This is a genomic window from Gordonia tangerina, from assembly GCF_021556435.1.
GTDB classification, from domain to species: Bacteria; Actinomycetota; Actinomycetes; order Mycobacteriales; family Mycobacteriaceae; genus Gordonia; species Gordonia tangerina.
On sequence record NZ_JAKGCU010000008.1, the window covers coordinates 69,959 to 95,666 of the forward strand.

The following is a 25,708-nucleotide window of genomic DNA, read 5'->3' on the forward strand; positions in this document are numbered from 1 at the left end:
CGTCATGGATGAGGCAAGGGTATTCCGGGTACGAACCGCCGAAGCCGATGATGCCCGGGCCGTCGTCGAGTTGTGGGGCGGCGTCGCAGCCGAAGGTCGCTGGATTCTGCGCGAAGCTCCGCTCGACATCGACGCGACGATGGGCGAGTTCCGGCATGCGCTCGCCTCGGAAAGTGCACATCCGGTGGTGGCGGTGACCTCGACCGGCCGAATCATCGGTAGTGCCATCGGCTTCGATCAGCATCCCGCACCGATCACATTCGGAATGCATGTGGCGATCGATCAGCGTCGGCACGGAGTGGGGACCGCGCTGTTGCAGTCAGTGCTGGCCTGGGCAGGCGAACGTGGATCGCACAAGGTGGTGCTGGAGGTGTGGCCGCACAACCATGCGGCGATCGCGCTGTACGAACGACACGGATTCGTCCGGGAAGGTCTGCGTCCCGCGCAGTACCGTCGTCGCAACGGTGAGCTCTGGGATGCGCTCGAGATGGGTTTACATCTGGTGTAGTGCTGTGCGGTGTCGTCCGAGCGGACCATTGTCCGGCCCCGGGAGCGCACAGTATCGTGGCAGGATGTCCCGGGCCGCGCGGCGCCATCGGGGTCCCATCAGGGCGACATCTTCGGTGATCTGGGTGCTGGTCGTGCTCGTCTGCGCGGGTTCGATGGGCGCGCAACCTGTCACCGGGAATGCGGCGCCACCGATTCGGATGGTGGCCCTGGGTAATTCGTACATCTCCGGCCAGGGTGCGGATGACTACCGATCGGTGCCGGCCGACACGTCGTCGTACCGATCGGGTACCACCGGTCCGAACAACTACTGTTTCCGGAGCCGCCACGCGGCCGTCGAGATCGTCGCGGATCGGCTGGGAGGGCAGCTGACCAATGCGACATGCGCGGCCGCCGAGCCGCGACACGTCGATCAGATCGCGCAGTTCGACGAGGGACGTCAGATCGACCATCTGGAGCGGGCCGCCGACATCGTCGTGATGCAGGTCATCGGCAATCCGGAGTTTCTGAATGTGGTTGCGTGCGTACAGCTCGGCGAATGTGATGCGCGGACAGTCGAGCGGTCGATGGCCGTCCTCGATGGCGAACAACGGCGGCACGAGCAACGAATCCATCGCGAGGTGAGGGCACGGGCACCGCAGGCGCGGATCTATATTCTCGGCGCCCCGCAGGTGGTGCCGCGGCCGGGACAGGAGTATCGCGCTCGGTGCGGTTGGTTCATGTCGGATCGGGAAGTGGTGCTGTTGAACGCATTCATCGACAAGATCGACGAGATCTCACGCACCAATGCGCAACTGTTCGGCGCGACGTTCGTCGACCTCGACGGCGCCGACTCGCCGTGGCGCGCGCAGCGGCACGATCTGTGCAGCGCCCAACCATGGGTGTGGGGGCCGCGACTGCATGCGCCCCAGTACGAGCCGGACAGTCTGTCGTTGCGCAATTGGTCGTTGGGCAGCTATCACCCGACAAGGGCGGGACAGTCGGCCACCGCCACAGTCCTGTTCGATGCCATCGGTTTACGAGAGCCCACCGGCTCGTGAGCTGATGGTCCGCGTCGAGCTGATGGTTGGGCCCCACGTGCGACTCAGTGGTCACAACGCGGCGTGGGTGGCGGCCGCACCTTCGGGGCCCACCAGCGTGCACAGCCGGCGATCGCTGCCGAGTTGCATCAACATCGCCGCGCCGGCCGGCCGTAGATCAATGGCCGAGCCCTGCCCGATCGGCCAGCCCAGGAAGCGACAGACGAAGGATCGGGAGAAATGGCCGTGGGAGACGACGACAACGTCGCCGTCGGTGAGACGCTGCTCGACGAGGTCCACGGCCCCGTCGACCCGGCGGGTCATGTCCTGCACCGATTCACCGCGCGGCCCACCGGCGGTCCAGATCGTCCACTCCGGATCGCCGTCGGCGTGGATCTGCGCGCGAGTCAGTCCTTCGTAGTCGCCGTAGTCCCACTCGGCGAACCGGTCGTCGACCTCGTCGACGGTGAGACCGGCCAGTTCGGCGGTCCGCCGTGCCCGGGTGCGCGGGGAGGCGAACACGTAAGGGTCGGTCAACCCGAGCCGGTCGGTGATCCCGGCCAGCGCGCGGGCGTCTTGTTCGCCACGCGCGGTCAGGTCGATGTCGGTGCGACCGGTATGGCGGTCGGTCAGCGACCATTCGGTCTGTCCGTGCCGGATGAGCAGGACGCGGCGGTTGATCTGCGACGATGCGCTGGTGCTGTGGTCGGTCACGAGGACGAGCGTACGGCCTCCGCCAACTGATCCACCGCCCAATCGATTTCCTCGCGGGTGATCACCAGCGGCGGAGCGAGTCGTAGCGTCGACCCGTGGGTGTCCTTGGCCAGCACGCCACGCTCGGCCAGTCGCAGACAGACGTCCTTCCCGCTGCCGAGGGAGGGCTCGACATCGATGCCGGCCCACAACCCCAGTCCGCGCACCGCGACCACACCGCTGCCGACGAGTTCGCCCAGTCGGGCGTGCAGGTGTGCGCCCAGTTCGGCCGCCCGGTGTTGCCAGGTCCCGTCGGCGAGCATGTCGACCACGGTATGGCCCACCGCTGCCGCCAGCGGGTTACCGCCAAAGGTCGATCCGTGCTCGCCAGGGTGCAGCACACCCAGGACGCCGGCGTCGGCGATGACCGCCGACACCGGCAGGATGCCGCCGCCGAGCGCCTTGCCCAGGGTGTAGACGTCGGGTTCGACATTCCAGTGCGCGCAGGCGAAGGTGGTGCCGGTGCGGCCGAGTCCGGACTGGATCTCGTCGGCGATCATCAGCACATTCTGACTGGTGCACAGGTCTCGCACACGCGGTAGATAATCCTCTGGCGGCACGATGATGCCGGCCTCGCCTTGGATCGGTTCGAGGAGCACCGCCACCGTGTTCTGATCGATGGCGGCCGCGACCGCGTCCGCGTCACCGTAGGGGACCTGTACGAAACCTGGTGTGAAGGGACCGAATCCGGTGCGTGCCTCGGGATCGTCGCTGAAGCTGACGATGCTGATGGTTCGGCCGTGGAAGTTGCCGCCGGCAACGATGACCGTGGCGGCACCGTCGGCGACGCCCTTGACGTCGTATCCCCACTTTCTGGCGACCTTGATCGCGGACTCCACGGCCTCGGCGCCGGTGTTCATCGGCAACACCATGTCCTTGCCGCACAGGGTCGCCAGCGCCGCGCAGAACGGCTCGAGTCCCGCAGAGCGGAAAGCGCGGCTGGTGAGGGTGACCCGCCCGATCTGATCGAGAGCGGCCGCGACGATCCGCGGATGGCGATGCCCGAAGTTCACCGCAGAGTAGGCGCCGAGACAATCGAGGTAGCGGCGTCCGTCGACGTCGGTGATCCAGGCGCCCTCGGCGGATGCGGCGGTCACCGGCAATGGCGAATAGTTGTGCGCCACATGTGGTTCACTCGCGGATGCCACGTTCACCTCCCTGTCGGAGCCCCTCAATTCTAGGGTGCAGCACTTGACTCCGCCGCCACCTTTGAGCAGTTCGGACATGTCGACGAGCACCGGTTCGAAACCGGTCGTTCGCAGTGCGTGTGCGAGTGCCGGTGCCGCATCGGTCATCACGACTCGGCGACCATCGGAGACGAAGTTCAGACCCAGTGCGAACGCGTCGGCGTCGGCGGCGATGATCGCGGTGGGGAACAGTGCGGCGAGCACCGCTTGCGAGGTAGGCGAGAAGGCGGGCGGGTAATAGGCGATCAGATCGTCATCGAGCACACCGAGTGCGGTGTCGAGGTGATAGAAGCGTGGGTCGACGAGTTCGAGTGTGATGACCGGTATCCCGGTCAGCGTGGCCACCTCGGCGTGGGTGGCGGGGTCGGTGCGGAATCCGGTGCCCGCAAGGATGCGGTCGCCGACCACAAGGAAGTCGCCCTCGCCTTCCTGGACGCCGGTGGTGCGGTGTACGGGTCCGAGGTCGTTGGCGGCGAACCAGTCGGCATAGTAATCACCTTCTGCCGCCCGCTCGTCGAACGCGAAGCGCGCGGCGATCGTCGCACCCGCGACGCTGAGACCGCCGTTGGCCGCGTAGACCATGTCGGGCAGGCCTGGTTGGGGATCGACCCCGAGCACGGTGTGCCCGAGTGACTCGTAGACCTCGCGAAGGTGGCGCCACTGCGAGATTGCGCGGTCGGTGTCCACCGGCACCGTGGGGTCCATCCAGGGGTTGATCGCGTAGTCGACGGTGAAATGGATCGGCGGGGTCATCGCATAGGTGCGCACCCGGGGAAACCGGGTGGGCGCGGACACGGCGGCAGGGCTCGTGATCGTCATGAATCGACGCTAGCCTGGGTAGATGATGCAAACAATCGTCGAAACTTGCTGCTTTATGCAATAGAGTGTGCATCATCTGTCGTGAAACGGAGATGTGTTGCGTGAACTGGATGAGTTGGATGAGAAGGTGCTCGCCTGCCTGACCCGCGACGCCCGGGCCACCTACGCCCAGATCGGTGACGTGGTGGGACTGTCGGCGCCGGCGGTGAAGCGACGGGTGGATCGTCTCGTCGAGGATGGGGTGGTCAAGGGATTCACCGCAGTGATCGATCCATATGCGATGCAGTGGACCACCGAGGCGTATGTGCAGGTCTCGTGTCGCGGCAACATCTCGCCGCAGGCGCTCAAGGATGCGTGGGAGCCGATTCCCGAGGTGGTCAGCGCCGCCACCATCACCGGTCAGGCAGACGCGATCCTGCGGGTGCGCGCCCGAGACGTCCGTCATCTCGAGCAGGCGCTCGAGCGGATCCGTAGTGCCGGTCCCGTGGATCATTCCGAGTCGATCATCGTGCTGAGTCAGCTGATCGACCGAGGTCATCCGTGACTGCGATTGGTCGTCATCTGGCGTCGTGCTAGCCTGGTCGCCGTGATGAACACCGCACGCGTCTATTGGCGCTTTATCGAGGCTCCGGGTGGGGCCGCGATGAAGCGCTGAATCGCCGCGCGCGTAACACCCGGAGCCCCGAGCAGCGACCGTCAGGTTGCTGCTTTTGTCATTTCCAGGCCTCCGGTGACGCACGAACAACCAGGGGCCACCCGATACGACCGGGCCTGACCCCGAAAGGCATGACGTGACCACCATCTCGGACTTGACCGCCGCCGAATCCACCTCGGACCGCCGGATCAAGTCGTTCCGCTCCATCCCGTCTCCGGACGCCATCCGCACCGAGTTGCCGCTGACGTCGCGTCGTGCGCTGACCGTGCAGCGTGACCGCGAGGAGGTCGCCGACATCCTCGCCGGCCGCGACGACCGCCTGCTGGTGGTGGTTGGTCCCTGCTCCGTACACGACCCGATCGCGGCCATCGACTACGCACGGCGACTGGCGCCGTTGGCCGCCGACCACGCGGACCGACTGAAGATCGTCATGCGGGTCTACTTCGAGAAGCCGCGCACCACCGTCGGCTGGAAGGGCCTCATCAACGATCCCGGGATGGACGGTTCGTTCGACGTCGAGCGTGGCCTGCGCACCGCGCGCTCGCTGCTGCTCGACATCATCGACCTCGGTCTGCCCGTCGGGTGTGAGTTCCTCGAGCCGACCAGCCCGCAGTACATCGCCGACGCGGTGGCCTGGGGTGCGATCGGCGCCCGCACAACCGAGTCACAAGTGCACCGGCAGCTGGCCTCGGGCCTGTCGATGCCGATCGGCTTCAAGAACGGCACCGACGGCAACGTGCAGGTGGCCATCGACGGTGTCAAGGCGGCAGCCGCCCAGCACGTCTTCTTCGGTGTCGACGACTTCGGACACGGTGCGGTCGTCGAGACGGCGGGCAACGACGAGTGCCATGTGATCTTGCGTGGTGGCACGACCGGACCCAATCACGATCCCGAGTCGGTCGCGTCTGCGGTCGCCGCGCTGGCGAAGGCCGGTCTGCCCGAACGGATCATGATCGACTGCTCGCATGCGAACTCGGGCAAGGACCACATCCGCCAGGCCGAGGTCGCCGAGGAGATCGCCACCGCCATCCGTGCGACCCGGACGTCGGGCGCACCGGTGACGATCAGCGGTGTGATGTTGGAGAGCTTCCTCGAGCCTGGCGCGCAATCCCCGGACGACGACCAGTTGACCTATGGGCAGTCGGTGACCGACAAGTGCATGGGCTGGGAGGCCAGCGCCGCCGTGCTGGCGACGCTGGCCCGTAGCTGAGCGACCTCGGCAGGTGAGTGCCCCGACTCATGGTGGTCGGGGGAGTCACAGGGTGATCGCAGCCGTCAGCTCGCCCGCGTCCTGTCGGCGCGAGTTGGCTGAGCAGCCCGAACAGCAGACCCGAGTTGCCACACCTCGCGGGTCTCGGTCACCTGGTAGGCGGTCTGCACATCGGCCGGCGCGGTGATCTCGACCTTGTTGGTGACGCCGGCGTCTCGCGCCACGGTCAGCATGCGGTCGAGCTGCACCGCCTGATCGGCGGCGGCCCTTGCGATAGCGGGCGATCCAGAGCGCCAGCCCGCGGGTGTCGGCAGGCAGGACGCCGGGCCGTCAGACGATGTCGACCTCGGGGCGTCCCGTCTCGATGGTGACCACTGCCCGGGTGTGCAGACGCTCGGCCGGGCTGCCGATCGAGTCGGCCACCCGGAATTCGGCGTCCCAACGGTCACGCTGCAGCCGGTTGAGGACATAGCCACGCTGGGCGTTGCCGAAGCGCACGTGGGGTGATGCGGCCTTCAAGGCGCGGTCGGAATCGTCGCTATCGCGGCCATCGGCCCCCGATGCGATCGATGTGCCGGCCAACTCGACACCGATGGTGGGGGATTCGTCGCGATAGCTGGTGCGGAGGTCGGTCACCACGTTGCGGTGGATGTCGCCGACGACGGACACCAGATCGGTCACGCCGCGCTCTCTTGCACCGTCGAGTATACGGGCCCGGCATGCCTCATATCCGCTCCAACCGTCCATGCTGACCGCGCGCCGACCGTCGAGGGTGCGGGCGAGGTCGGCGATCGGTGTCTGATGGGCAAGCACGTTCCAACGGGCCTCGCTGCGCGCGAATCCGTCGAGCAGCCAGCGTTCCTGGATGGGACCCAGGATGGAACGACGCGGGTCGGCAGTGGCGGCGTCCTGCGGGGCGTCGACGTCGCCGTTGACCTGGTCACTGCGGTGGCTGCGGGTGTCGAGCACACTGAACTCGGCGAGGGTTCCGAAGCGCAGGCGACGGTGGGCGCGGATGTCGGCGCCGTACGGACGGTGGGCCAGGCGGACCGGTGTGTGTTCCCACCATGCTCGCAGGCCGTGGGCGCGGCGGACGAGGAAGTCGGGGACAGTCATGCCGTCTTCGGGTATGTCCGCCGCCCAGTTGTTGTCGACCTCGTGGTCGTCGAAAGTGGTGACGAATGGGCTGGTCCGATGGATCTGCTGGAGGTGCGGGTCGAGTTTGTAGAGGGCGTATCGATCGCGGTAGTCGTCGAGATCGAGACATTCACGTGCCGCGGATTCGGGCATGGCCGTGGTGTGACGACGACCGCCGCCGCGATTAATGGGTTTCTCGTAGATGTAGTCGCCGAGGTGGAACACCACGTCGGGGGCGTGTGTGGCCATGTCGGCGTAGGCGACGTAGTAGCCGTCGGCCCACGACTGGCAGGAGGCGAGCGCGAAGGTCATCGGTGCGTCCGTACCGGCGGCGTGTGCGGTGACGGTTCGACCGACCGCAGATCGCTCGCCGAGAGCGGCGAATCGATAGAAGTACTCCCGACCCGGCTCCAGCCCCCGGACGTCGACGTGCACGGCGTGGCCGTTCTCCGCGGTGGCCGGAGCGTGTCCGTGGCGCACCGGTCGCGTCATCGCCTCGTCGGCGGCCACTTCCCAGGCCACCTCGATCGGACGGGCGCCCATCCCGCCGCCGCGGGCCAGTGGTCGCGGGGCGAGGCGTGTCCACAGCACGACGCCATCGGGCAGCGGATCGCCAGACGCCACCCCGAGGGCGAACAGGGGGCTGTCTGGTGCCGACGCACCAGTCGACGAGGCGGTGTCACCGAGGATGCCGGGCGTGAATGCGAGAGCGGCGACGGCCCCGCTCCAGCTCAGGAATCGACGGCGGGTCATGCCGATTCGGAGAGTGCGGTCTCCGCAGAGTTCGATGTCCGGCACGCCGCTGGGCATGGCGCCACCCGATCAGGCGCGGCTGGACGGGGTGCGACGGACACCTGGCCGGCGGGTGATGGATCGGTGAAGACGAGTTGGGGAAGGGTCGGCGGCCCGAGGCTCAGGCGGCCAGCACCAGCCAGACGGCGATGTAGTGGAGTGCCGCGGCGACGGCGGTGCAGGCGTGGAACACCTCGTGATGGCCGAATGTGGATGGCCACGGGTTGGGCCAGCGGGCCGCGTAGAGGATGCCGCCGACGGTGTAGAACACGCCACCGGCGGCGAGCAGGATGATCACCGCCCAACCGGCCTCGGTGACCAGGGCGGGTGCGACCACCACGATCACCCAGCCGAGCAGGACATACAGCGACACGCCGAGCCATCGGGGGGCTGCCGGCCACGCGAGTTTGAGCGCGACGCCGGCAACTGCGCCCAGCCACACAATGCCCAGGACCCACCAGCGCACATCTGCGGGCAGTGCCATCGCGCAGAACGGCGTGTAGGTGCCGGCGATGAACAGGAAGATCATCGAGTGGTCGGCGCGTTTCATTCGGACCCTCGCCCGTGGCGTGCGCCAGGGGATGCGGTGATAGCTCGCGCTGACCGCGAACACACCGAAGGTGGTGAGCGCGTAAATCGCACATGTCATGGCGGCGAAGGGGCCGCGCATGATCACGGCGCCGACGACCACGGCGAACCCGGCGCAGATGGCGGCCATAGCCGCGTACTGATGGATCACGCCCCGCATCCGCGGCGGGACGGGTGCCGAGGTCTCATGCGCCAGGAAGGTCACGGAACCTACGGTACCGTAACTTTTGGAGCGGATAAGATCAGGCAGCGATGAAACTTCTTCCCGATCGGCTCCGACGTCCCATGCTCAGCGTGTACGAGCGTCGGCTCATCCAGCTGATGGACACCTCCCGGTTGCCCCGTCATGTCGCGATCATCTGCGACGGAAATCGGCGGTGGGCGCGCGAGGCCGGATTCGAGGACGTCAGCCACGGTCACCGGGTCGGTGCGCAGCGCATCGCCGAAATGCTGTCCTGGTGTGCTGGGCTCGACATCTCCACGGTCACCATCTACCTGTTGTCCACAGAGAATCTGCAGCGGACGTCGGACGAACTCGACGCGTTGATGGAAATCGTGCCCGACATCGTCGACGAGATTTCCGGACCGGACGGCAACTGGTGTGTGCGGATCGTCGGCAATCTGGCGGGGCTGCCCGAGCCGGTCGCCGAGCGGCTGCGTCGGGCGTCGGAGCGCACTGTCGATCGAGTTGGTATGAACGTCAACGTCGCAGTCGGCTATGGCGGCCGCCAGGAGATCGTCGACGCCGTGCAGTCGTTGCTGGCCGACCGTCTCGCTGCGGGCGCGACCGGGGAACAGATGATCGATGCGGTGACGGTCGATGCGATCGACGAGCACCTCTACACCAAGGGGCAACCGGATCCCGACCTGGTGATTCGCACTTCGGGTGAACAGCGACTATCCGGATTCCTGCTGTGGCAGAGCGCCTATTCGGAGATCTGGTTCACCGACGCGTACTGGCCCGAGTTCCGTCGGGTCGACTTTCTTCGGGCACTGCGTGACTATGCGGCACGGAGTCGTCGTTTCGGCAAGTGACCCGCGGATTCGGTCCGATAGGTGACCGCGATTCGGCCGAGGCGTCAGCGCGGGTAGGTGACGATGATCTGTCCGGTGCGCGCGTTGCGCCAGGTGATGGTGCGGTCGGTGTGCATGGTCGGTATCCACGGCCCGTCATGTTTGCGGTCGTGGTCGGGGCGGCACAGGGGTGCGAGGTTGAAGGCCACGGTCCAGCCACCGGCCACCGGGTCAGCATGGCAGAACTTGAGCAGGTGGTCGAGTTCGCATTCCTCGGACGGTCTGCCGCAGTACGGGTAGCGGCAGCGTCGGTCGAGTTGGATGATCTCCGCCCGCAACGCGGCTGACGGCCTGTAGGTCAGTGCCCCCGGTGGTGGGGCGGCGAACCCACCGTGCCCGGTCAGGTCGATCGGTGGGGCCGGTGTGCGGTTGCCGAAGATGATCAGTCCGCTGGCGGTGCGGGTTTCACTCGGTCGGGCGGTGATGGTGGTGGCGTGTGGTGCGATTCGTGCGGCGTGGGCGGGATCGATGGCGCCGTAGCCCATCAGGCGGGTCGGGTCGAGACCGGTCGGGTCGCGCAGCAGGGTCAGGCCGGGGACGATGAGGTCGGAGTCGGAGTCGGTGTCGTCGGCTGGTTCCGCGTCGGCGACGTCGGTGTCGTGTTCGGCGGGTGGTGCGGTGATGAAGTCTCGTCGGGGTTTCGGGGAGGGCGCGACATCCTGAGTGGTGTCATCGGCATGGGTTCCGGTGCCGGATTGGCTACTCTCGCCGTTGTTGTCGATGTTCGAGTCGCTGTCGCTGTCGACGGCAGTGTCGTCGTCGAGGTCGGCGAGGGTGATCGGCTGTTCTTCTGCCGCGTCAGGCCCACCCGTCTCGGGTTCGTCGGCGGTCTGGCCCGATGCGCTGGCCTCGTCAGCCGTGCTGGTGTCGACCGACGAGTCGCGCTCACCGTCGGTGACCAAACTCGGGGTGGCATCCGTGGTCTGCCCCCGGCTGCTGGTACGAGTCTGGCGGGCGGGGCAGGTGTCGTCGCCGCAATGGCAACGCAGCTTGGCGCCGGGGGCTTTGATGATTTCGGCGAACGCGGCCACGCGTTGGGCTTTGATGCTGCGCCCATCACGGCGGCACACCCGTCGGCTGATCAAGGCGCTGATGCGGTCACGCAGGTGTACGCCGTGTTCGGCGGGGATGCAGGCATCGACGGTCATGTGCCCGAACGCTTCGTTACCGATCGTCACATCCCCGAACAGATCGGTGATGTCCTCCCGGGTCTGGGCCGCCCGATCAGGATCAAGACTGATGATGATCGCGTCGAGATCATCGCGCAGTGCGGTGTCGGTGGTGGGTCGGCTGGCCAGATCGAGCACCACATCATCGAAATCCCACGGCTCATCCTCGTCGGCATCGTCACCGGCGGGATCGTCGGTGGCGGCGGGGTCGGTCTCGGACGCAGCATCATCGGAGCCGCCATCATCAGTGCCGTCGCCGTCGGAGCCGTCGCCGTCGGTGCGCTCACCATCGGTGCCGGGGTCGAGGTCGGCTTCGGGGTCGTCGAGGTCGAGGGTGAGTTCCTCCTCGACATCCTTGCTGTCGGGTTCGTCGGTGTGGGCGTTGTCGGCGAGGTCTGCCAGTCGCTCCCGCAGGTCGCCGGTGGGGCCGGTGGCGGCGCCGCGGATGGCCACACCCAGCCGGTGGGGCCTCAGGTCGCCGGCGCGGAAGGCATCACGGATCTTGGGGTGCTCGTCGAGCAGTTCATCGAGACCGACCCATTCACCGGCTTGACGTCGAGAAATACCCAACTGCAGCGAGATTTCGCCTTTCGCGGCTTTGTCGGCGGCGTTGCGGACTCGGTTCGGAACGAAATCGTTGTACCCGGCGAGACGCTCGTTGTAGGTGGATTGCCCGATCTGACGGGCGATCTGCATCGCGATGGCCTGGGCTTGATTACTCAACCGCAACAGGTCGCGACCATGCTGCGCCAATTCGTCGAGACTGCTGGAGGCCAGCAGAGCGTCGTCGGCAGCACGGTCGGTGAAGGTGAACACGAAACACTCCTTTCCAGCGAAAACGGCCTCTGAGGTCGGGATGGGTTGGCGGGGGATCGAACTGCTATCAGACTATCGGGCGGGTCTGACAACTTTGGTGCGCTGCAAGTGGGCTGTGGATGGACTTGTTCGGCGACGTGTTGGGTTCAGGATAGCGGCGGGGTGTGACAGCTTTTCGTGGATGAGTGTGGTTGCGTGGGTGGACCCTTCGTGACGCGGCCTCGCAGGCTCGGACGCTCCTCAGGGATCAGGGGGCATCGCTTGTTCGTCGCTGCACTCTTCGTGATTCATGGCTAGGGCGTCCTCTCCGATTCTCTAGTGTTCGGGAAGCGCTGGTGGGGAATCGAACTGCTAACAGACTATCGGGTGGGTCTGACAACTTTGCGGCGCTGCAAGTGGGGTGTGGATGGACTTGTTCGGTGAGGTGTTGGGTTCAGGATAGCGGCGGGGTGTGACAGCTTTTCGTGGGTGAGTGTGGTTGCGTGGGTGGACCCTTCGTGACGCGGCCTCGCAGGGTCGGTCGCTTCTCAGGGATAAGGGGGCGCGGCCTCGCAGGCTCGGTCGTTCGTAGGGGTCGGGGGAATCATCGGGTTCAGACACGCTCGGTGACCAATGACACCAGCGCCCGGACGTCGGCCTGATACGACGAAGCAGGGGGAGTGCCGAAGCCGACCACCAGGCCCGATGGCGAGCTGTCGTCGATGCTTGTGTCCGGATGGCGAAACTGCGACATCTTCGCCAGAGCGAACCGTCGGCGCAGTGCCGCATCGAATACCGTGTCCTCGTCGTGGGAAGGGAGTGGGATCACTGCGTGGAGCCCGGCGGCGATCCCCGGGATCGTCACGCCCGCATGGGCGAATGCATCGGTGAGGACATCTCGCCGACGCCGGTAGTACTGGCGGCTGCGGCGGATGTGCCGATCGTAGGCGCCGGAATCGATGAGCTCGGCCAAGACGAGTTGATCGATGATGCTGGCGTCGGGTTCCCGAAGGCCTTTCGTCGCGCGTACCACCTCGACCAGGCGAGGCGGGAGGACCAGCCAGGCGATGCGCACCGCCGGTGAGATGCTCTTGCTGACCGACCCGGTGTAGATCACCACGTCGGGGTTGAGGGCCTGCAGGGCGCCCACCGGCTCTCGGTCGTAGCGGAGTTCGCCGTCGTAGTCGTCCTCGACGACCAGCGCGTCATGATCGCCCGCCCACTCGATGACTCGGGCACGGCGCGACGGGGACAGGGGCACACCGGTCGGGTACTGATGGCTCGGGGTCAGCAGCACCGCCGACGCCTCGTCGGATAGTCGGTCGACCGCGGCGCCGTCGCCGTCGACCGGAACTGGCATGGTCGCCGTTCCGCCACGTTCGACGGCCGCGCGGTGAAACCGCAACCCATGGCTCTCCACCGCGAGGACGTCACCGAATACGTTGCGCGACAGCAACTCCAGCGCGCGCAGAACCGATGTCGTCAACACGATGTGGGCGGGGTCGGTCCGCACCCCGCGGGCGCGCGCCAGGTATCCGGCCAAGGAGTTGCGAAGCCGTTCGCTGCCCTGTGGATCGCCGGGTCCGAATGTCCGGTCCGGGGCGTCGGTCAACGCACGACGCGTCGCGGCGATCCAGTCCGCACGCGGGAACAGCGACGGATTGGGTTGGCCGAGTCCGAAATCGTGGTCGGTGGTGGGTGTCTGACGCACACTGCGCGTGGGTGCCGAGACACCGGGGCGTGGGGTGTCGGCGACTCGGGTGCCCGACCCCTGGCGGGCCACCAGCCACCCCTCGGCGATCAGTTCCTGATAGACGGCGGCCACCGTCCCGCGCGCGAGCCCGACGTCGGCGGCCAGCGACCGATACGGAGGCAGCAGGGTTCCTGGTCCCAATCGGCCGTCGCTGATCGCTTCACGAAGCGCGGAGGCCAGCGAGTGGCGACGGCGTGCGCCTCGTCCGCGGGTGCTGCCCGCCGGGTCGGGCTGCAGATCCAGGTAGAGATCGACGCCCAGATGTTGCGCGATCCGCTCCCACGGATCTGGATTGACACTCTTGTCCACCCTTGAATTGAACCAGTCTTCTGGTGCAATCCACTCCTACTGTGGAAGTCGATACCACATCGAGGAAAGGGGCGGTCATGAAGGTGATCGTGTTGGGTGCGAGCGGTGAGATCGGCAGTGAGGTGGTCAATCGCCTGCGTGCGCAGGGGATTGAGGTGACCGCGGCGCATCGGTCGACAGGTGTCGATGCCTACGAGGGCACTGGACTCAGTGAAGCGTTCAGTGGCGCCGACGTGGTTGTCGACTGCGTGAACGTGACGACGACCAGCGCGGACACCGCGATCGACTTCTTCGGCACGGTTGCTCGCAACGTCTCGACCGCTGCGCTGTCCGCCGGCGTGGGGCGGGTCGTGTGCTTGTCGATCATCAATGCCGCTGACCCGGCGGTCAACGCCAAGTTCGGCTATTACCAGGGCAAGGCTGCGCAGGAGAAGGTCTACCGCGAGTCGCTGCCCGCCGATGTTCTGACGATCGTGCGCTCGGCTCAATGGTACGAGTTGGCGCGGCAGATGATGAGCACTCTGCGGTTGGGTCCGGTTGCCGCCGTGCCCCATATGCGCTGCCGGCCACTGTCGGCGGCCGACGCCGCCGCGGCGCTGGTCGGTGCGGTGACCACCGCGCCGGAAGGTGACGTCGAGGTGGCCGGCCCACACGTGCTCGACCTCGCTGACATCGGCAAGGCCATCGCTCGCCGATCGGGGTCGCCACGCTGGGTGGTGGGCATCCGCTTCGGCGGCACTGCGATTCGGAACGGTGGTCTCGTCCCCGAGCGTCCCGACGTGGTCACCACCACAACGCTGGACCAGTGGTTGGATGCGGAGTACGCGGCATGAGCGCGCCGACCGCTGCGCCGCATGACACTCGGCGGATGTGGATTCCGCGGACAAACCCCACGGTGTACAAGGCTCTGGTGGCGTTGCAGCGTGCCTCGGCCGAGGGGCTGGCGCCGCGCCTGGCCGAACTGATCAGGATTCGGGTGTCGCAGATCAATGGCTGCGCCTACTGCCTGCACATGCACCTGTCGGATGCCCGGTCGGCCGAGGTGGAGCCGGAGGCGGTGGGGATGGTGGCCCTGTGGGCCGACGCGCCGCACCTCTTTACCGATCGGGAGCGGGCCGCGCTCGATCTGGCCGAGCACGTGACTCAGGTGGGCGACGATGGCGTTCCGGATGATGTGTTCGAGCGTGCCGCAGCACTTTTCGATGAGGTCGAACTCGGGCAGGTGATCGCCGCCATCGTCATGATCAACGCGTGGAACCGGATCGCTGTCGCCGGACGTTACCCCGCGGGACTGGATGAACGCAGAATGCCTTGAGCTCAACGGTATCTGACAAATCACAGCTTTCGCAGGCGGACCCGGTTGATCGAGTGGTCGGCGTCCTTGCGTAGCACCAGTGTGGCGCGCGGTCGGGTGGGCAGGATGTTCTCGATCAGGTTGGGTTGGTTGATCGAGGTCCACAGGTCGCGCGCCGCGATGGTCGCCTGATCGTCGGTCAGGGACGAGTAATAGTGAAAGTGCGACTGTGGGTCTGCGAATGCGGTGGTGCGCATCTGCAGGAAGCGTGAGATATACCACTGCTCGATGTCGGATGTCTTGGCATCGACGTAGATCGAGAAGTCGAACAGGTCGGACACCATCAGGGTGGGTCCGGTCTGCAAGACGTTGAGCCCCTCCAGGATCAGGATGTCCGGTTGCCGCACATAATGCCTCACGTCCGGGACGATGTCGTAGGCGATGTGTGAGTAGACCGGGGCGGTCACCTCGCGTGCGCCGGACTTGACCTCGGTGACGAAACGTAGCAACGCGCGTCGGTCATAGGACTCGGGAAAACCTTTGCGGTGCATGATTCCCCGACGTTCCAACTCGGCGGTCGGCAGAAGGAATCCATCCGTGGTGACCAGGTCGACCTTCGGGTGCGACTCCCACCGCGCGAGCAGGGCGGCCAGCACGCGGGCGGTGGTGGACTTACCCACCGCGACGCTGCCGGCGATGCCGATCACGAATGGCACCTGCCGGTTGGTCTGGCGTTCGCCGAGAAAGGTGGACGTGGCCGCGAACAGTCGTTGGCGTGCCGCGATCTGTAGGTGGATCAGACGTGACAGCGGGAGATACACATCGGCGACCTCGTCGAGGTCGACCTGTTCGCCGAGGCCCACCAGCTGTTGCAGCTCGGCGTTGGTCAACACCATGGGCATGGATTCGCGGAGTTCACGCCACTGCCGACGGTCGAGCTCCAGATACAGACTGGGATCGCGCCCGGTCGTGTCGCGTGCCATGGTCCTACAGCTTAGGGCGGACGGAATCGCGCACCACCGGTAGCCTCCGGTCATGACAACTGCCGCGTCCGCACCGATCACGGACTACCTGCGCTTGGGGCTGGCCTTCGACAGGCTGGAAGAGGGTTTTGTGGACGCCTACACCGGCGACCCGGTGCTGCGGGCCGAGGTGGCCGCCGGTGCCGCGCCCGACCCGGCCGTACTAGCCGATCGGGCGCGCGGACTTTCGTCAGAGCTGCCCGCCGAGCTTGGCCCCGCGCGAGTGGAATTCCTGCGTGCGCACCTCGCGGCGCTGGAATGCTCGGCGCGCAAGTTCGCAGGTGAGGAGATCGCCTTCGTCGACGAGGTGCGTGCCTACTTCGACGTGGACATCGACCTCGGCGATCAGCAGGCATACCGAGATGCCCACGCGGCGATGGCCGCCGAACTCGGTGTTCCGGGTGCGTCGGGGGTAGCGCTGGCTGAGGCCTATGCGGCCTACAAGCGATCCGACGAGATCCCGCCGGACCGTGTCGACGAGTGCGTGCGCGCCTTTGCCGGTGCGCTGCGCGAACGGGTGCGGTCCACTCATCCCTTACCGGATAGCGAGATCGTCGAGTTCGAGGTCGTCACCGACAAGCCGTGGTCGGGGTTCAATTACTATCTCGGCGATTACCGGTCGCGGGTCGCCATCAACGTCGACCTCACGCAGTACATGTCGACGTTGCCGCACCTCATCGCGCATGAGGCGTACCCCGGACATCACACCGAGCACTGCCGCAAAGAGGAGATCCTGGTGGGCGGTGGGCAGCAGGAGCAGACCCTGTTCGTGGTCAACACCCCGCAGTGCCTGATGGCCGAGGGCCTCGCCGACCACGCCCTGCACGCGGCGATCGGCCCGGACTGGGGTCAGTGGGCGCAGGAGATCTACGCCGATCTCGGACTGCGGTTCGACGGTGCCCGTGCTGTGCGGATGGCGCGCGCGTCGGCGGGCTTGCTGGGGGTCCGTCAGGACGCTGCGCTGTTGCTGCACGACCGTCGGGCAGATCAGGACACTGTCGCCGAGTTCCTGCAGCAATGGCTGCTCGCGCCGCCCGAGCGAGCGCGTCAGATGCTGAGATTCCTGACCTCCCCGCTGTGGCGCGCCTACATCTCTACCTATGTCGAGGGGTACCGCCTGCTGGGTGAGTGGCTCGATGCCGCACCCGAAACGCAGCGGTTGGAACGCTTCGGTCGCCTGCTCGACGAACCGCTCACCCCGGCATTGCTGAGAGCCGAACTCCAGGACCCGAGGCCGGGACAATAGACTTGTCTGCCATGAGCCTGAATTCGATGTCCCTGGCCGAACTCGACCCGGATGTGGCTGCGGCGATGAACGGCGAGTTGAGCCGGCAGCGGGACACCCTCGAGATGATCGCGTCCGAGAATTTCGTGCCGCGCGCGGTGCTCCAGGCCCAGGGCAGCGTGCTCACCAACAAGTACGCCGAGGGGTACCCGGGGCGTCGTTACTACGGTGGCTGCGAGTACGTCGACGTCGTCGAGGACATCGCTCGCGACCGGGCCAAAGAGCTGTTCGGCGCCGACTTCGCCAACGTCCAGCCACACTCGGGTGCACAGGCCAACGCCGCCGTACTGATGGCGCTGATGACCCCGGGCGAGAAGATGCTCGGTCTCGACCTGGCACACGGCGGGCATCTCACCCACGGCATGCGGCTGAACTTCTCGGGCAAGCTCTACGAGATCGAGTCCTATGGCGTCAGCAAAGAGGACTTCCGCATCGACATGGATGAGGTCCGCAAGATCGCGCTCGCGGGCAAGCCGAAAGTGATCTGCGCCGGCTGGTCGGCATATCCGCGCACGCTGGACTTCGAGGCGTTCCGGTCCATCGCCGACGAGGTCGGCGCCTACCTGTGGACCGACATGGCGCACTTCGCCGGCCTCGTCGCCGCCGGGCTGCACCCGTCGCCGGTGCCGTACTCGGACGTCGTCTCGTCCACCGTGCACAAGACGCTCGGCGGGCCGCGCTCGGGCATCATCCTGGCCAAGCAGGAGTGGGCCAAGAAGCTCAACTCGGCGGTGTTCCCCGGGCAGCAGGGCGGGCCGCTGATGCACGCCATCGCGGGCAAGGCCGTCGCGCTCAAGATCGCCGGAACCGACGAATTCGTCGAGCGGCAGCAGCGCACGCTCTCGGGGGCGAAGATCCTGGCCGACCGGCTCACCGGCTCCGACGTTGCCGACGCGGGCATCTCGGTGCTCACCGGGGGCACCGACGTCCACCTCGTGCTGGTGGATCTGCGTAACAGCCGGCTCGACGGTCAGCAGGCCGAAGACCTGCTGCACCAGGTCGGCATCACGGTCAACCGGAACGCGGTGCCCTTCGATCCGCGGCCGCCGATGGTGACTTCGGGTCTGCGGATCGGGACACCGGCGCTGGCCACCCGCGGTTTCGGGGACACGGAGTTCACCGAGGTCGCCGACATCATCGCGACCGCACTGGCGGCCGGTACCGATGCCGACGTCTCCGCCCTGCGTGGGCGTGTGTCGCGCTTGGCGCTGGACTTCCCGCTCTACGACGGACTCGAGGACTGGGGGCTGATGAGCCGCGGGTGAATCCCACCTGACGTCGCAGCGCCGACGGCGCTGCGCCCCCGGACCCAGGGTGGCCAGACTGCGGGGCGGTTCTCTATTGTTGCTCCGGTGAATGCATTGACCACCGATGAGCTGATCATCGCGCTCTCCAAGGCGCTGCCGGAGATCGCCGAGGACCATCAGGCGGCTGCCAGTCCCTGGAAACCGCACGACTGGGTGCCGTGGGACCAGGGCCGCAACTTCGCCTTCCTCGGTGGTGAGGACTGGGATTCGACGCAGTCGACGATCTCCGACGAGGCCCGCGCGGGTGTCCTGGCACTGCTGCTGACCAAGGACAACCTGCCGTCCTACCACCGGGTGCTGGCCATGCACTTCCCGGCGTTCTCCGACTGGCGTCAGTTGGTGGGCGTGTGGACCGCCGAGGACAACCGGCACGCCATCGTGCTGCGCGACTTCCTTGTCGTTACCCGCGCCATCGACCCGGTCGATGCCGAGGAGCGACGCCGCATACACGTGACCGCCGGCTACCGTCAGCGTCCCGAATCGATCGAGAATCTGGGACCGCTCGACGTGCTCGCGCTGATGGCGGTGCATGAGAACCAATGCGTGGGCTACATCGAGAAGCTCCGTGCTGCGGTCACCGACGACGTGTTCGGACAGATTCTCGACAAGATCGCTGCCGACGACGCCGTGCAGGCCGCCACGTTCGGCGCCTTCCTCAACGCCGGACTCGTCGCCGATCCGGCCGCCACGGTGGTCGCCGTCGACCAGGCGCTGGCCCGGTTGGAGACCGAGCCCATCGGCTCCGACATCGCCGACTTCGACGCCGAGCGCGCACTCATCGCCGGTTACGAGGATGCCGAGAGCCGCACTCGCGTCGCAGCCGCCATCGTCGACGCATGCAAGCTCGCGTCGGTCGCAGGCCTCGACGGCGAGGCAGAAGAGGCTCGACGTCGCGTTCTGGATCGCGCCGGTGTAACCAGCGCGACGTAGCCGCCAGGCAACGTGCGTTAACGCATAATTCACGCCGACACACCCCTGTCCGCCGCGCCGGGCAGGGGTGTTTCGGCGTACGTTGGCCAGTGACGGACCGCGGGGAAGCGGTTCGTCCGGGAGGTTCGATTCGTGGTTTGCACCAGCAACGCGAGAGGGCCGGCCCCGGTCCTCGTCCACCTTGGCTGACCAGCCAAGGCGGGCAAGAACCCGCCGGTCGTCGCAACTGGTTTGTGCGGGGCCCGCACAAACGTAGGAGCCCTACGTGACCACACGCACCTACGTCCTCGACACCTCCGTCCTGCTCTCCGATCCCTGGGCGGTCACGCGTTTCGCCGAACACCATGTGGTCTTGCCGCTGGTCGTCATCGGCGAACTCGAGGGCAAACGTCACCACCATGAACTCGGCTGGTTCGCTCGCGAGGCACTCCGGTTGCTCGACGACCTCCGACTCGAGCACGGCCGCCTCGACATTCCGCTCCCGATCGGTGACGAGGGCGGCACGCTGCAGGTGGAGCTCAACCACACCGATCCGGCGGTGCTCCCGGCAGGTTTCCGAACCGAGACCAACGACTCCCGAATCCTCGCCTGCGCGTTGAATCTTCGCGCCGAAGGCAGTGACGTCACGCTGGTTTCCAAGGACACCCCGCTGCGCGTCAAGGCCGGCGCCGTCGGTCTTGCCGCCGACGAGTACCACGCACAGGACGTGGTGGTGTCCGGATGGTCCGGGATGACCGAGTTGGACGTCGAGAGCACGAGTATCGACACCCTGTTCGCCGAGGGCGTCGTGGACATCGACGAAGCGCGAGAGTTGCCATGCCACACCGGTATTCGGCTGCTCGGCCATTCGTCCAGCGCGCTCGGTCGGGTCAATGCGGACAAGCGGGTGCAGCTTGTCCGCGGCGACCGTGAGGCCTTTGGTCTACATGGCCGGTCGGCAGAACAGCGTGTGGCCCTCGACCTCCTGCTCGACGACAGCGTCGGGATCGTGTCGCTCGGCGGCAAGGCGGGCACCGGCAAATCGGCGCTGGCGCTGTGCGCTGGACTCGAGGCAGTTCTGGAACGCCGTACCCAGCGAAAGGTGGTCGTCTTCCGGCCCTTGTACGCGGTCGGCGGCCAACAGTTGGGATACCTGCCCGGCGGTGAGGCGGAGAAGATGGGGCCCTGGGCGCAGGCTGTCTTCGACACCCTCGAAGGTCTCGCATCGCCCGAGGTGATCGAGGAGGTGTTGAGCCGCGGCATGCTCGAGGTGCTTCCGCTCACCCACATCCGCGGCCGTTCGTTGCACGACTCCTTCGTGATCGTCGACGAGGCGCAATCGCTGGAACGCAACGTGCTGCTGACTGTGCTCTCACGGCTCGGAGCCGGCTCGCGCGTGGTGCTCACGCACGATGTCGCCCAACGCGACAACCTTCGGGTCGGCCGCCACGACGGCGTCGCGGCGGTCATCGAGAAACTGAAGGGCCACCCGCTGTTCGCGCACGTCACACTGACTCGCAGTGAGCGCTCGCCGATCGCGGCCTTGGTGACCGACATGCTCGAGGAGTTCGCCCCCGGCGCATAGCCGGGCCCCTTTCGCCAACCGCGCACTCGTCGCGTTCACGCGCATGCTCCGACATGCGCGTGAACGTGGTGGGTGCGCGGTTGGCGTCTATACCGCGTCCACGAACGATCGGGTTCAGCAGTGATCCGATCACAATCGCACCGTGACCGGCACGAGACTCACAAGCTCGCACTCGCTGGCACACTGGTGTGGTGCTGAAGTTACTGATGAGACGAATGAGGTTTCTGGGACTTCTGGTGATCGCGGTCGTCGCCGCCGTTGCCGGAGGTGCCGGTAGCGCACTCGCCGCACCCGCAACAACGACACCGTCGACGACGCCGGCCGCGCCGTCGGGATCGCCGATTCCCGAGACCGGTATCCCGATGCTCGACGAGGTATTGAACACCCTCGCCGGCAACCTCGGGCTCGGGGGCACCGGGAGTTCCGAGGTCGACAGCAGTCAGATGATCGTCGTCACCGCGCCGGAGGCCAGTGACACCACGGCGACCCTGACCGCCTTCGAACGTGGCACCGACGACGCGTGGAAACCGGTCATCGGCCCCACGAAGGCCTTCCTCGGATCGCTCGGGATAGGTGAACCCGAGGACAACGTCTATCGCACACCAGAGGGCACCTTCGACCTGGACCAGGCCTTCGGTCGACTGCCGAACCCGGGCACGAAGATGCCCTACAAGCAGGTCGATCGGCAGGACTGGTGGGACTCGAACATGAAGTCGCCCACCTACAACACGATGGTGCGACAGGTGCAGAGTCCCGGCGGCGACAGTGAGAACCTCTACGACTCCGGGCCGGTGTACGACTATGCGGTCAACATCGCGCACAACCCGCAGCGGATTCCGGGTAAGGCGTCGGCGATGTTCCTGCACGTGACCAACAACCAGCCGACCATGGGGTGCATCGCCATCGACAAGGATCTGATGCGCAAGGTGTTGACCTGGCTCGATCCGGCCAAGCATCCGAAGATCGCGATCGGGGTGAATCAGGCCGGACCGTCGGGATCTGCGTCGTCGGGATCGGGGGCATCCGACCCTCAGACGCCCGAATCGTCGGCTCCCGAATCGTCGACACCCCAGTCGGCGGTGCCGGAGTCGTCGTCGCCGAGCACGTCGGCGATGTCCGGCGCGGATTCCCTGACCCAATTGCTCAATCAGCTCGTCAGCTTGCTGCCGTCGCTGTCGCAGACCACCGCGGGCGGCTGAGCCTCCGCACACCAGAGGCGGGGATCGGCGATCGGCCGGTCCCCGTTTCGCTGGGCGCACTCAGAGCGCCACCAACGTCCCGGTTCGGTCAGGGTCGCGAACGCTTGAGTTCGAAGCCGCAGAATTCACCACCGGTGACCATGTCGATCTGCCGGCGGGCCTGCTCGATCACCGGGGTGTCGGGGTCGAGCACCGAGAGGTACTGCTCGTGTGCGGCCAGTGACCGCACCGCGAGATCGATCTGATCGGCCACGTCGACCCTGTGCGTGGCGGCGGGGCCGTTTTCGAAGAGCCACCGCGGCCGCTCGACGTCGAGGCTGTCGTAGGCATCGAGCACGGCGGCGGAAAACTCCATGTGATCGCGCTGATTGGGCATCCCCGGAGCCCACTCGGGTCCGCCGTAGAGCGACAGGACCACGTCGGGATGCACGCGACAGATGGTGTCGCGCACACGGTCGCGGAGTTCGGCGGTATTGCGGATCTCGCTGTCGGGGAAGCCCCAAAACTCCACCTCGTCGACCCCGACGATGGCGGCGGAAGTGCGCTGCTCGTTTTCCCGGACGGGCCCGGCCGTGGCCGGGTCCATGCCCTCGATGCCTGCCTCGCCGCTCGACGCCAGTGCGTAGATGACGCGTTTGCCTGACGCGGTCCATCGTGCGACGGCCGCGGCCATCCCATACTCGGGGTCATCGGGATGGGCGACCAGCACGAGTGCGGTCTGCCAGTTCTCGGGGAATTGCTCCACGACAGTGCTCACCGTTCGCGATCGAGGTTGGCCATCTTCAGCACGTCGAGGCGTGCGTCGAGTTCTGCTTCCGACAGCTTGTCGCCGATCAGGCCGCGGTCGACCACGGTCTGGCGAATCGTCTTGCCCTCCTTGAGTGCCTGTTTGGCAACTGCGGCCGCCTCCTCGTACCCGATCGCACTGTTGAGCGGGGTCACGATGGACGGCGAACTCTCCGCGAGGGTGCGCAACCGCTCCTCGTTGGCCACCAGTCCGCTGATGCAGCGGTCGGCGAACAGGCGAGACACGTTGGCCAGCAACTTCAGCGACTCGAGTACGTTGCGGGCCATCATCGGGATGTAGACGTTCAACTCGAAGGCGCCGTTGCCGCCACCCCAGGTCACCGCGGCATCGTTGCCGATCACCTGTGCGGCCACCTGGGTGACCGCCTCGGGGAGAACAGGATTGACCTTGCCGGGCATGATGGAGCTTCCGGGCTGCAGGTCGGGGAGCAGGATCTCACCGAGTCCGGTGAGCGGGCCCGATCCCATCCAGCGGACGTCGTTGGCGATCTTGGTGAGGGAGACGGCGACGGTCTTCAGCGCTCCGGACAGTTCGACGAGGCCGTCGCGCGCTGCCTGCGCCTCGAAGTTGTCGGTGGCCAGCGAGAGGGCGTCGACGTCGGTCAGCCGGCGCAGTTCGGTGACGACCTTGGTGCCGAAGGCCTCCGGGGCGTTGAGCCCGGTGCCGACGGCGGTGCCGCCGATGGGCAGTTCACCGACACGTGGCAGGGTCGCGGTGACCCGCTCGATGCCGGCCTCCACCTGGCGCGCGTAACCGCCGAACTCCTGGCCGAGGGTCACTGGTACCGCATCCATCAGGTGCGTCCGGCCGCTCTTGACCACCTCGCGCCACTGTGTGGACTTGTCGAGCAGGGCCAGGCGAAGATGATCGAGTGCCGGGACGAGGTCGGTGACAACGGCTTCGGTTGCCGCGACGTGGGTTGCCGTGGGGAAGGTGTCGTTCGACGACTGCGACATGTTCACGTGGTCATTCGGATGCACCTCGACACCGTTGGCCTTGGCGATCGAGGCGATGACCTCGTTGGAGTTCATGTTGGAGCTGGTGCCCGATCCGGTCTGGAACACGTCGATGGGGAACTGGTCGTCGTGCGCTCCGTCGGCGATCTCCTTGGCAGCCGCGATGATCGCGTCGGCCTGTGCCGCGTCCAGCAGTCCGAGATCCTTGTTCACCTGGGCGCACGCCGCCTTGAGCAAGCCCATCGCGCGAATCTGGGTGCGCTCCAACGGTCGATGGCTGATCGGGAAGTTCTCCACTGCCCGCTGGGTCTGTGCGCGCCAGAGCGCATCGATCGGGACCTTGACCTCGCCCATCGTGTCGTGCTCGATGCGGTACTGCTGTTCGGTCATTCGTGTTCCTCCAGCTTCATCGGCGGTGATAACCACGGTACTCACCCCATACGTCCGGGCCATGGATGGTGTTGTGAGATCTGCCGTACTTTCGGGTCGTCAGTTGACACAAAAGTACGGCGCAACAGTCGGCGGATTGGGGATGCCGACGGACGTTATGCACAGCGGCGCTGCGGACGGGGATATCGGCGGGTGAGTCGCTCAGACTTCGGGGGTGATTGATCCGACCTGCGCTCCCGCCCTGTCGCAACTCGACGACTTGCTTGTCGAGCAAGACGGCGTTGTCGCGCGGCACCAGGTGACGGCGCGCGGGTACACCGGAGCGTTCATCCGTCGCAAAGTGCGTTGTCGGGAATGGGCTCGGGTGTATCCGGGCGTCTACGTCAACCACACCGGGCCGCTGACGTGGCGCCAGCGAGCCTGGTGTGCAGTCCTCGACGCTCACCCTGCTGCGCTGAGCCACCGCTCGGCACTGAATTCCGACGGCACACCCGACTCCGGTCCTATCCACATCGTCGTGGATCGCTCACGTCGGGTGACACGGCGTCCCGGCGTCGTCGTCCACTACGGGACTCAACTCGAAGCAAAGGTGATGTGGGAAACGCATCCTCCGCGCATGCGAGTGGAGCAGGCGGTCCTCGACGTCGCCGCTGAAGCGCGGTCGGAGACTGACGTCATCGCATGTCTGGCGGACGCCGTCAACTCCCGGAAGACGACTGCGGACCGTCTGATAGGCGCGATTGGGGTCGGCCACGGATGCGCCGTCGAGAGTTTGTGGCGGGCGTTCTCGACGATGTGGCCAACGGGACGTGCTCGGTCCTCGAGCATGGATATCTGGTGGCTGTCGAACGCAGGCATGGACTGCCCGAGCCGGCGCGACAGGCTGCGACCACAGTCGGTCGCCGTGGGTTCCGCGATGTCGACTATGTGGAGTGGGGGTTGGTGATCGAACTCGATGGTCGTGCGGCCCATGACGACTCACGCAAACCGAGATCTCGACCTGCAGCGGGACCTTGATGCCGCCGTCGATGCTCAACGCCAGACGCTTCGCGTCGGTTGGGGGCAGGTGTTCGACCGCCCTTGTCAGACGGCTCGCCAGATCGGACAGGTATTGCGTGCCCGTGGGTGGGATGGCGCGGTGACTCCATGTACGTCGTGCCCGACTGCGTCGTAGATCGATATCGCC

The 25,708-nt window shown here is 66.4% G+C and carries 22 protein-coding genes and 1 pseudogene; 13 read left to right on the forward strand and 10 right to left on the reverse strand.

Features of this window, described 5'->3' with window-relative positions; translation table 11 throughout:
• Positions 1–4: 4 nt before the first annotated feature.
• The gene (locus tag L1892_RS11145; protein ID WP_235723657.1) at positions 5–508 is read left to right on the forward strand and encodes a GNAT family N-acetyltransferase; all 504 of its coding nucleotides are present in this window, start codon (positions 5–7) and stop codon (positions 506–508) included.
• A gap of 64 nt (positions 509–572) precedes the next feature.
• On the forward strand, positions 573–1,547 hold the full coding sequence (locus L1892_RS11150; protein ID WP_235723658.1) for an SGNH/GDSL hydrolase family protein: 975 nt from the start codon (positions 573–575) through the stop codon (positions 1,545–1,547).
• Between the two features lie 51 nt (positions 1,548–1,598).
• Here the strand turns inward: L1892_RS11150 and L1892_RS11155 are convergent, their stop codons facing one another.
• Both L1892_RS11155 and rocD read right to left on the reverse strand, forming a co-directional pair.
• Positions 1,599–2,240 carry a histidine phosphatase family protein gene (locus tag L1892_RS11155; protein ID WP_235723659.1) on the reverse strand — a complete coding sequence of 214 codons (642 nt, stop codon included), beginning with the start codon at positions 2,238–2,240 and terminating at the stop codon, positions 1,599–1,601.
• On the reverse strand, positions 2,237–4,285 hold the full coding sequence (gene rocD, locus L1892_RS24790) for an ornithine--oxo-acid transaminase (protein ID WP_272492742.1): 2,049 nt from the start codon (positions 4,283–4,285) through the stop codon (positions 2,237–2,239). The genes L1892_RS11155 and rocD overlap by 4 nt, the downstream gene beginning before the upstream one ends.
• A 97-nt stretch (positions 4,286–4,382) precedes the next feature.
• Between rocD and L1892_RS11165 the strand changes: the two genes are divergently transcribed.
• A complete protein-coding gene (locus tag L1892_RS11165) occupies positions 4,383–4,829 on the forward strand; it encodes an Lrp/AsnC family transcriptional regulator (protein ID WP_235723660.1) in 447 nt (148 codons plus the stop codon).
• Between the two features lie 247 nt (positions 4,830–5,076).
• Positions 5,077–6,150, forward strand: coding sequence for a 3-deoxy-7-phosphoheptulonate synthase (locus tag L1892_RS11170; RefSeq protein ID WP_235723661.1), 1,074 nt, complete (start codon positions 5,077–5,079; stop codon positions 6,148–6,150).
• Positions 6,151–6,215: 65 nt separating this feature from the next.
• Here the strand turns inward: L1892_RS11170 and L1892_RS11175 are convergent, their stop codons facing one another.
• From L1892_RS11175 to trhA, 3 genes are all read right to left on the reverse strand, one after another.
• On the reverse strand, positions 6,216–6,398 hold the full coding sequence (locus L1892_RS11175) for a hypothetical protein (RefSeq protein WP_235723662.1): 183 nt from the start codon (positions 6,396–6,398) through the stop codon (positions 6,216–6,218).
• 82 nt (positions 6,399–6,480) lie between these two features.
• Positions 6,481–8,097 carry an alkaline phosphatase D family protein gene (locus tag L1892_RS11180; protein ID WP_235723663.1) on the reverse strand — a complete coding sequence of 539 codons (1,617 nt, stop codon included), beginning with the start codon at positions 8,095–8,097 and terminating at the stop codon, positions 6,481–6,483.
• A gap of 103 nt (positions 8,098–8,200) precedes the next feature.
• Positions 8,201–8,827: a PAQR family membrane homeostasis protein TrhA gene (trhA, locus tag L1892_RS11185; RefSeq protein WP_235723752.1), complete on the reverse strand. Its 627-nt coding sequence runs from the start codon at positions 8,825–8,827 to the stop codon at positions 8,201–8,203.
• Positions 8,828–8,919: 92 nt separating this feature from the next.
• Here trhA and L1892_RS11190 point away from each other — a divergent pair, with 92 nt between their 5' ends.
• Positions 8,920–9,702 carry an isoprenyl transferase gene (locus L1892_RS11190; protein ID WP_235723664.1) on the forward strand — a complete coding sequence of 261 codons (783 nt, stop codon included), beginning with the start codon at positions 8,920–8,922 and terminating at the stop codon, positions 9,700–9,702.
• Between the two features lie 44 nt (positions 9,703–9,746).
• Here the strand turns inward: L1892_RS11190 and L1892_RS11195 are convergent, their stop codons facing one another.
• Complete coding sequence (locus L1892_RS11195; protein WP_235723665.1) at positions 9,747–11,726, reverse strand: HNH endonuclease signature motif containing protein; 1,980 nt, start codon at positions 11,724–11,726, stop codon at positions 9,747–9,749.
• A gap of 592 nt (positions 11,727–12,318) precedes the next feature.
• Complete coding sequence (pdxR, locus tag L1892_RS11200) at positions 12,319–13,767, reverse strand: MocR-like pyridoxine biosynthesis transcription factor PdxR (protein WP_235723666.1); 1,449 nt, start codon at positions 13,765–13,767, stop codon at positions 12,319–12,321.
• A 77-nt stretch (positions 13,768–13,844) separates the two neighbouring features.
• Between pdxR and L1892_RS11205 the strand changes: the two genes are divergently transcribed.
• The gene (locus tag L1892_RS11205) at positions 13,845–14,600 is read left to right on the forward strand and encodes an SDR family oxidoreductase (protein WP_235723667.1); all 756 of its coding nucleotides are present in this window, start codon (positions 13,845–13,847) and stop codon (positions 14,598–14,600) included.
• Positions 14,597–15,082, forward strand: coding sequence for a carboxymuconolactone decarboxylase family protein (locus tag L1892_RS11210; RefSeq protein ID WP_235723668.1), 486 nt, complete (start codon positions 14,597–14,599; stop codon positions 15,080–15,082). The genes L1892_RS11205 and L1892_RS11210 overlap by 4 nt, the downstream gene beginning before the upstream one ends.
• A gap of 20 nt (positions 15,083–15,102) precedes the next feature.
• Here L1892_RS11210 and coaA read toward each other — a convergent pair whose 3' ends face one another.
• Complete coding sequence (coaA, locus tag L1892_RS11215) at positions 15,103–16,044, reverse strand: type I pantothenate kinase (RefSeq protein WP_235723669.1); 942 nt, start codon at positions 16,042–16,044, stop codon at positions 15,103–15,105.
• Positions 16,045–16,096: 52 nt separating this feature from the next.
• Between coaA and L1892_RS11220 the strand changes: the two genes are divergently transcribed.
• The 5 genes from L1892_RS11220 to L1892_RS11240 all read left to right on the forward strand — a co-directional run bounded on the left by L1892_RS11220 (position 16,097) and on the right by L1892_RS11240 (position 22,368).
• Positions 16,097–17,329 (forward strand): DUF885 domain-containing protein, encoded by a 1,233-nt coding sequence (locus tag L1892_RS11220; protein WP_235723670.1) that lies wholly within the window; start codon positions 16,097–16,099, stop codon positions 17,327–17,329.
• A 26-nt stretch (positions 17,330–17,355) separates the two neighbouring features.
• Positions 17,356–18,633: a serine hydroxymethyltransferase gene (gene glyA / locus L1892_RS11225; RefSeq protein ID WP_235723753.1), complete on the forward strand. Its 1,278-nt coding sequence runs from the start codon at positions 17,356–17,358 to the stop codon at positions 18,631–18,633.
• 87 nt (positions 18,634–18,720) lie between these two features.
• Positions 18,721–19,605 carry an acyl-ACP desaturase gene (locus L1892_RS11230; protein WP_235723671.1) on the forward strand — a complete coding sequence of 295 codons (885 nt, stop codon included), beginning with the start codon at positions 18,721–18,723 and terminating at the stop codon, positions 19,603–19,605.
• 265 nt (positions 19,606–19,870) lie between these two features.
• Positions 19,871–21,169 carry an RNA 5'-3' helicase PhoH2 gene (phoH2, locus tag L1892_RS11235; RefSeq protein WP_235723672.1) on the forward strand — a complete coding sequence of 433 codons (1,299 nt, stop codon included), beginning with the start codon at positions 19,871–19,873 and terminating at the stop codon, positions 21,167–21,169.
• Positions 21,170–21,384: 215 nt separating this feature from the next.
• Positions 21,385–22,368 carry a L,D-transpeptidase family protein gene (locus L1892_RS11240; RefSeq protein ID WP_235723673.1) on the forward strand — a complete coding sequence of 328 codons (984 nt, stop codon included), beginning with the start codon at positions 21,385–21,387 and terminating at the stop codon, positions 22,366–22,368.
• A gap of 88 nt (positions 22,369–22,456) precedes the next feature.
• On the opposite strand, the gene L1892_RS11245 is transcribed toward L1892_RS11240, so the two are convergent.
• Both L1892_RS11245 and L1892_RS11250 read right to left on the reverse strand, forming a co-directional pair.
• Positions 22,457–23,125, reverse strand: a complete 669-nt coding sequence (locus L1892_RS11245) for a PIG-L deacetylase family protein (protein WP_235723674.1) — start codon at positions 23,123–23,125, stop codon at positions 22,457–22,459.
• Entirely contained in the window at positions 23,122–24,522 is a 1,401-nt protein-coding gene (locus tag L1892_RS11250; RefSeq protein ID WP_235723675.1) for a class II fumarate hydratase, read from the reverse strand. Before L1892_RS11250 ends, L1892_RS11245 begins: the two co-directional genes overlap by 4 nt.
• Positions 24,523–24,736: 214 nt before the next feature.
• On the opposite strand from L1892_RS11250, the pseudogene L1892_RS25025 reads away from it, so the two are divergent.
• Positions 24,737–25,696, forward strand: a pseudogene (locus L1892_RS25025) (hypothetical protein).
• The last annotated feature ends 12 nt before the right edge of the window (positions 25,697–25,708 follow it).

Coding starts and splice junctions, on each gene's coding strand:
- L1892_RS11145 (WP_235723657.1), top strand. CDS start 5: ATGGATGAGGCAAGGGTATTCCGGGTACGAACCGCCGAAGCCGATGAT.
- L1892_RS11150 (WP_235723658.1), top strand. CDS start 573: ATGTCCCGGGCCGCGCGGCGCCATCGGGGTCCCATCAGGGCGACATCT.
- rocD (WP_272492742.1), bottom strand. CDS start 4,285: ATGACGATCACGAGCCCTGCCGCCGTGTCCGCGCCCACCCGGTTTCCC.
- L1892_RS11180 (WP_235723663.1), bottom strand. CDS start 8,097: ATGCCCAGCGGCGTGCCGGACATCGAACTCTGCGGAGACCGCACTCTC.
- trhA (WP_235723752.1), bottom strand. CDS start 8,827: ATGCGGGGCGTGATCCATCAGTACGCGGCTATGGCCGCCATCTGCGCC.
- L1892_RS11190 (WP_235723664.1), top strand. CDS start 8,920: ATGAAACTTCTTCCCGATCGGCTCCGACGTCCCATGCTCAGCGTGTAC.
- L1892_RS11205 (WP_235723667.1), top strand. CDS start 13,845: ATGAAGGTGATCGTGTTGGGTGCGAGCGGTGAGATCGGCAGTGAGGTG.
- L1892_RS11210 (WP_235723668.1), top strand. CDS start 14,597: ATGAGCGCGCCGACCGCTGCGCCGCATGACACTCGGCGGATGTGGATT.
- coaA (WP_235723669.1), bottom strand. CDS start 16,044: ATGGCACGCGACACGACCGGGCGCGATCCCAGTCTGTATCTGGAGCTC.
- L1892_RS11220 (WP_235723670.1), top strand. CDS start 16,097: ATGACAACTGCCGCGTCCGCACCGATCACGGACTACCTGCGCTTGGGG.
- glyA (WP_235723753.1), top strand. CDS start 17,356: ATGTCCCTGGCCGAACTCGACCCGGATGTGGCTGCGGCGATGAACGGC.
- L1892_RS11240 (WP_235723673.1), top strand. CDS start 21,385: ATGAGGTTTCTGGGACTTCTGGTGATCGCGGTCGTCGCCGCCGTTGCC.
- L1892_RS11250 (WP_235723675.1), bottom strand. CDS start 24,522: ATGACCGAACAGCAGTACCGCATCGAGCACGACACGATGGGCGAGGTC.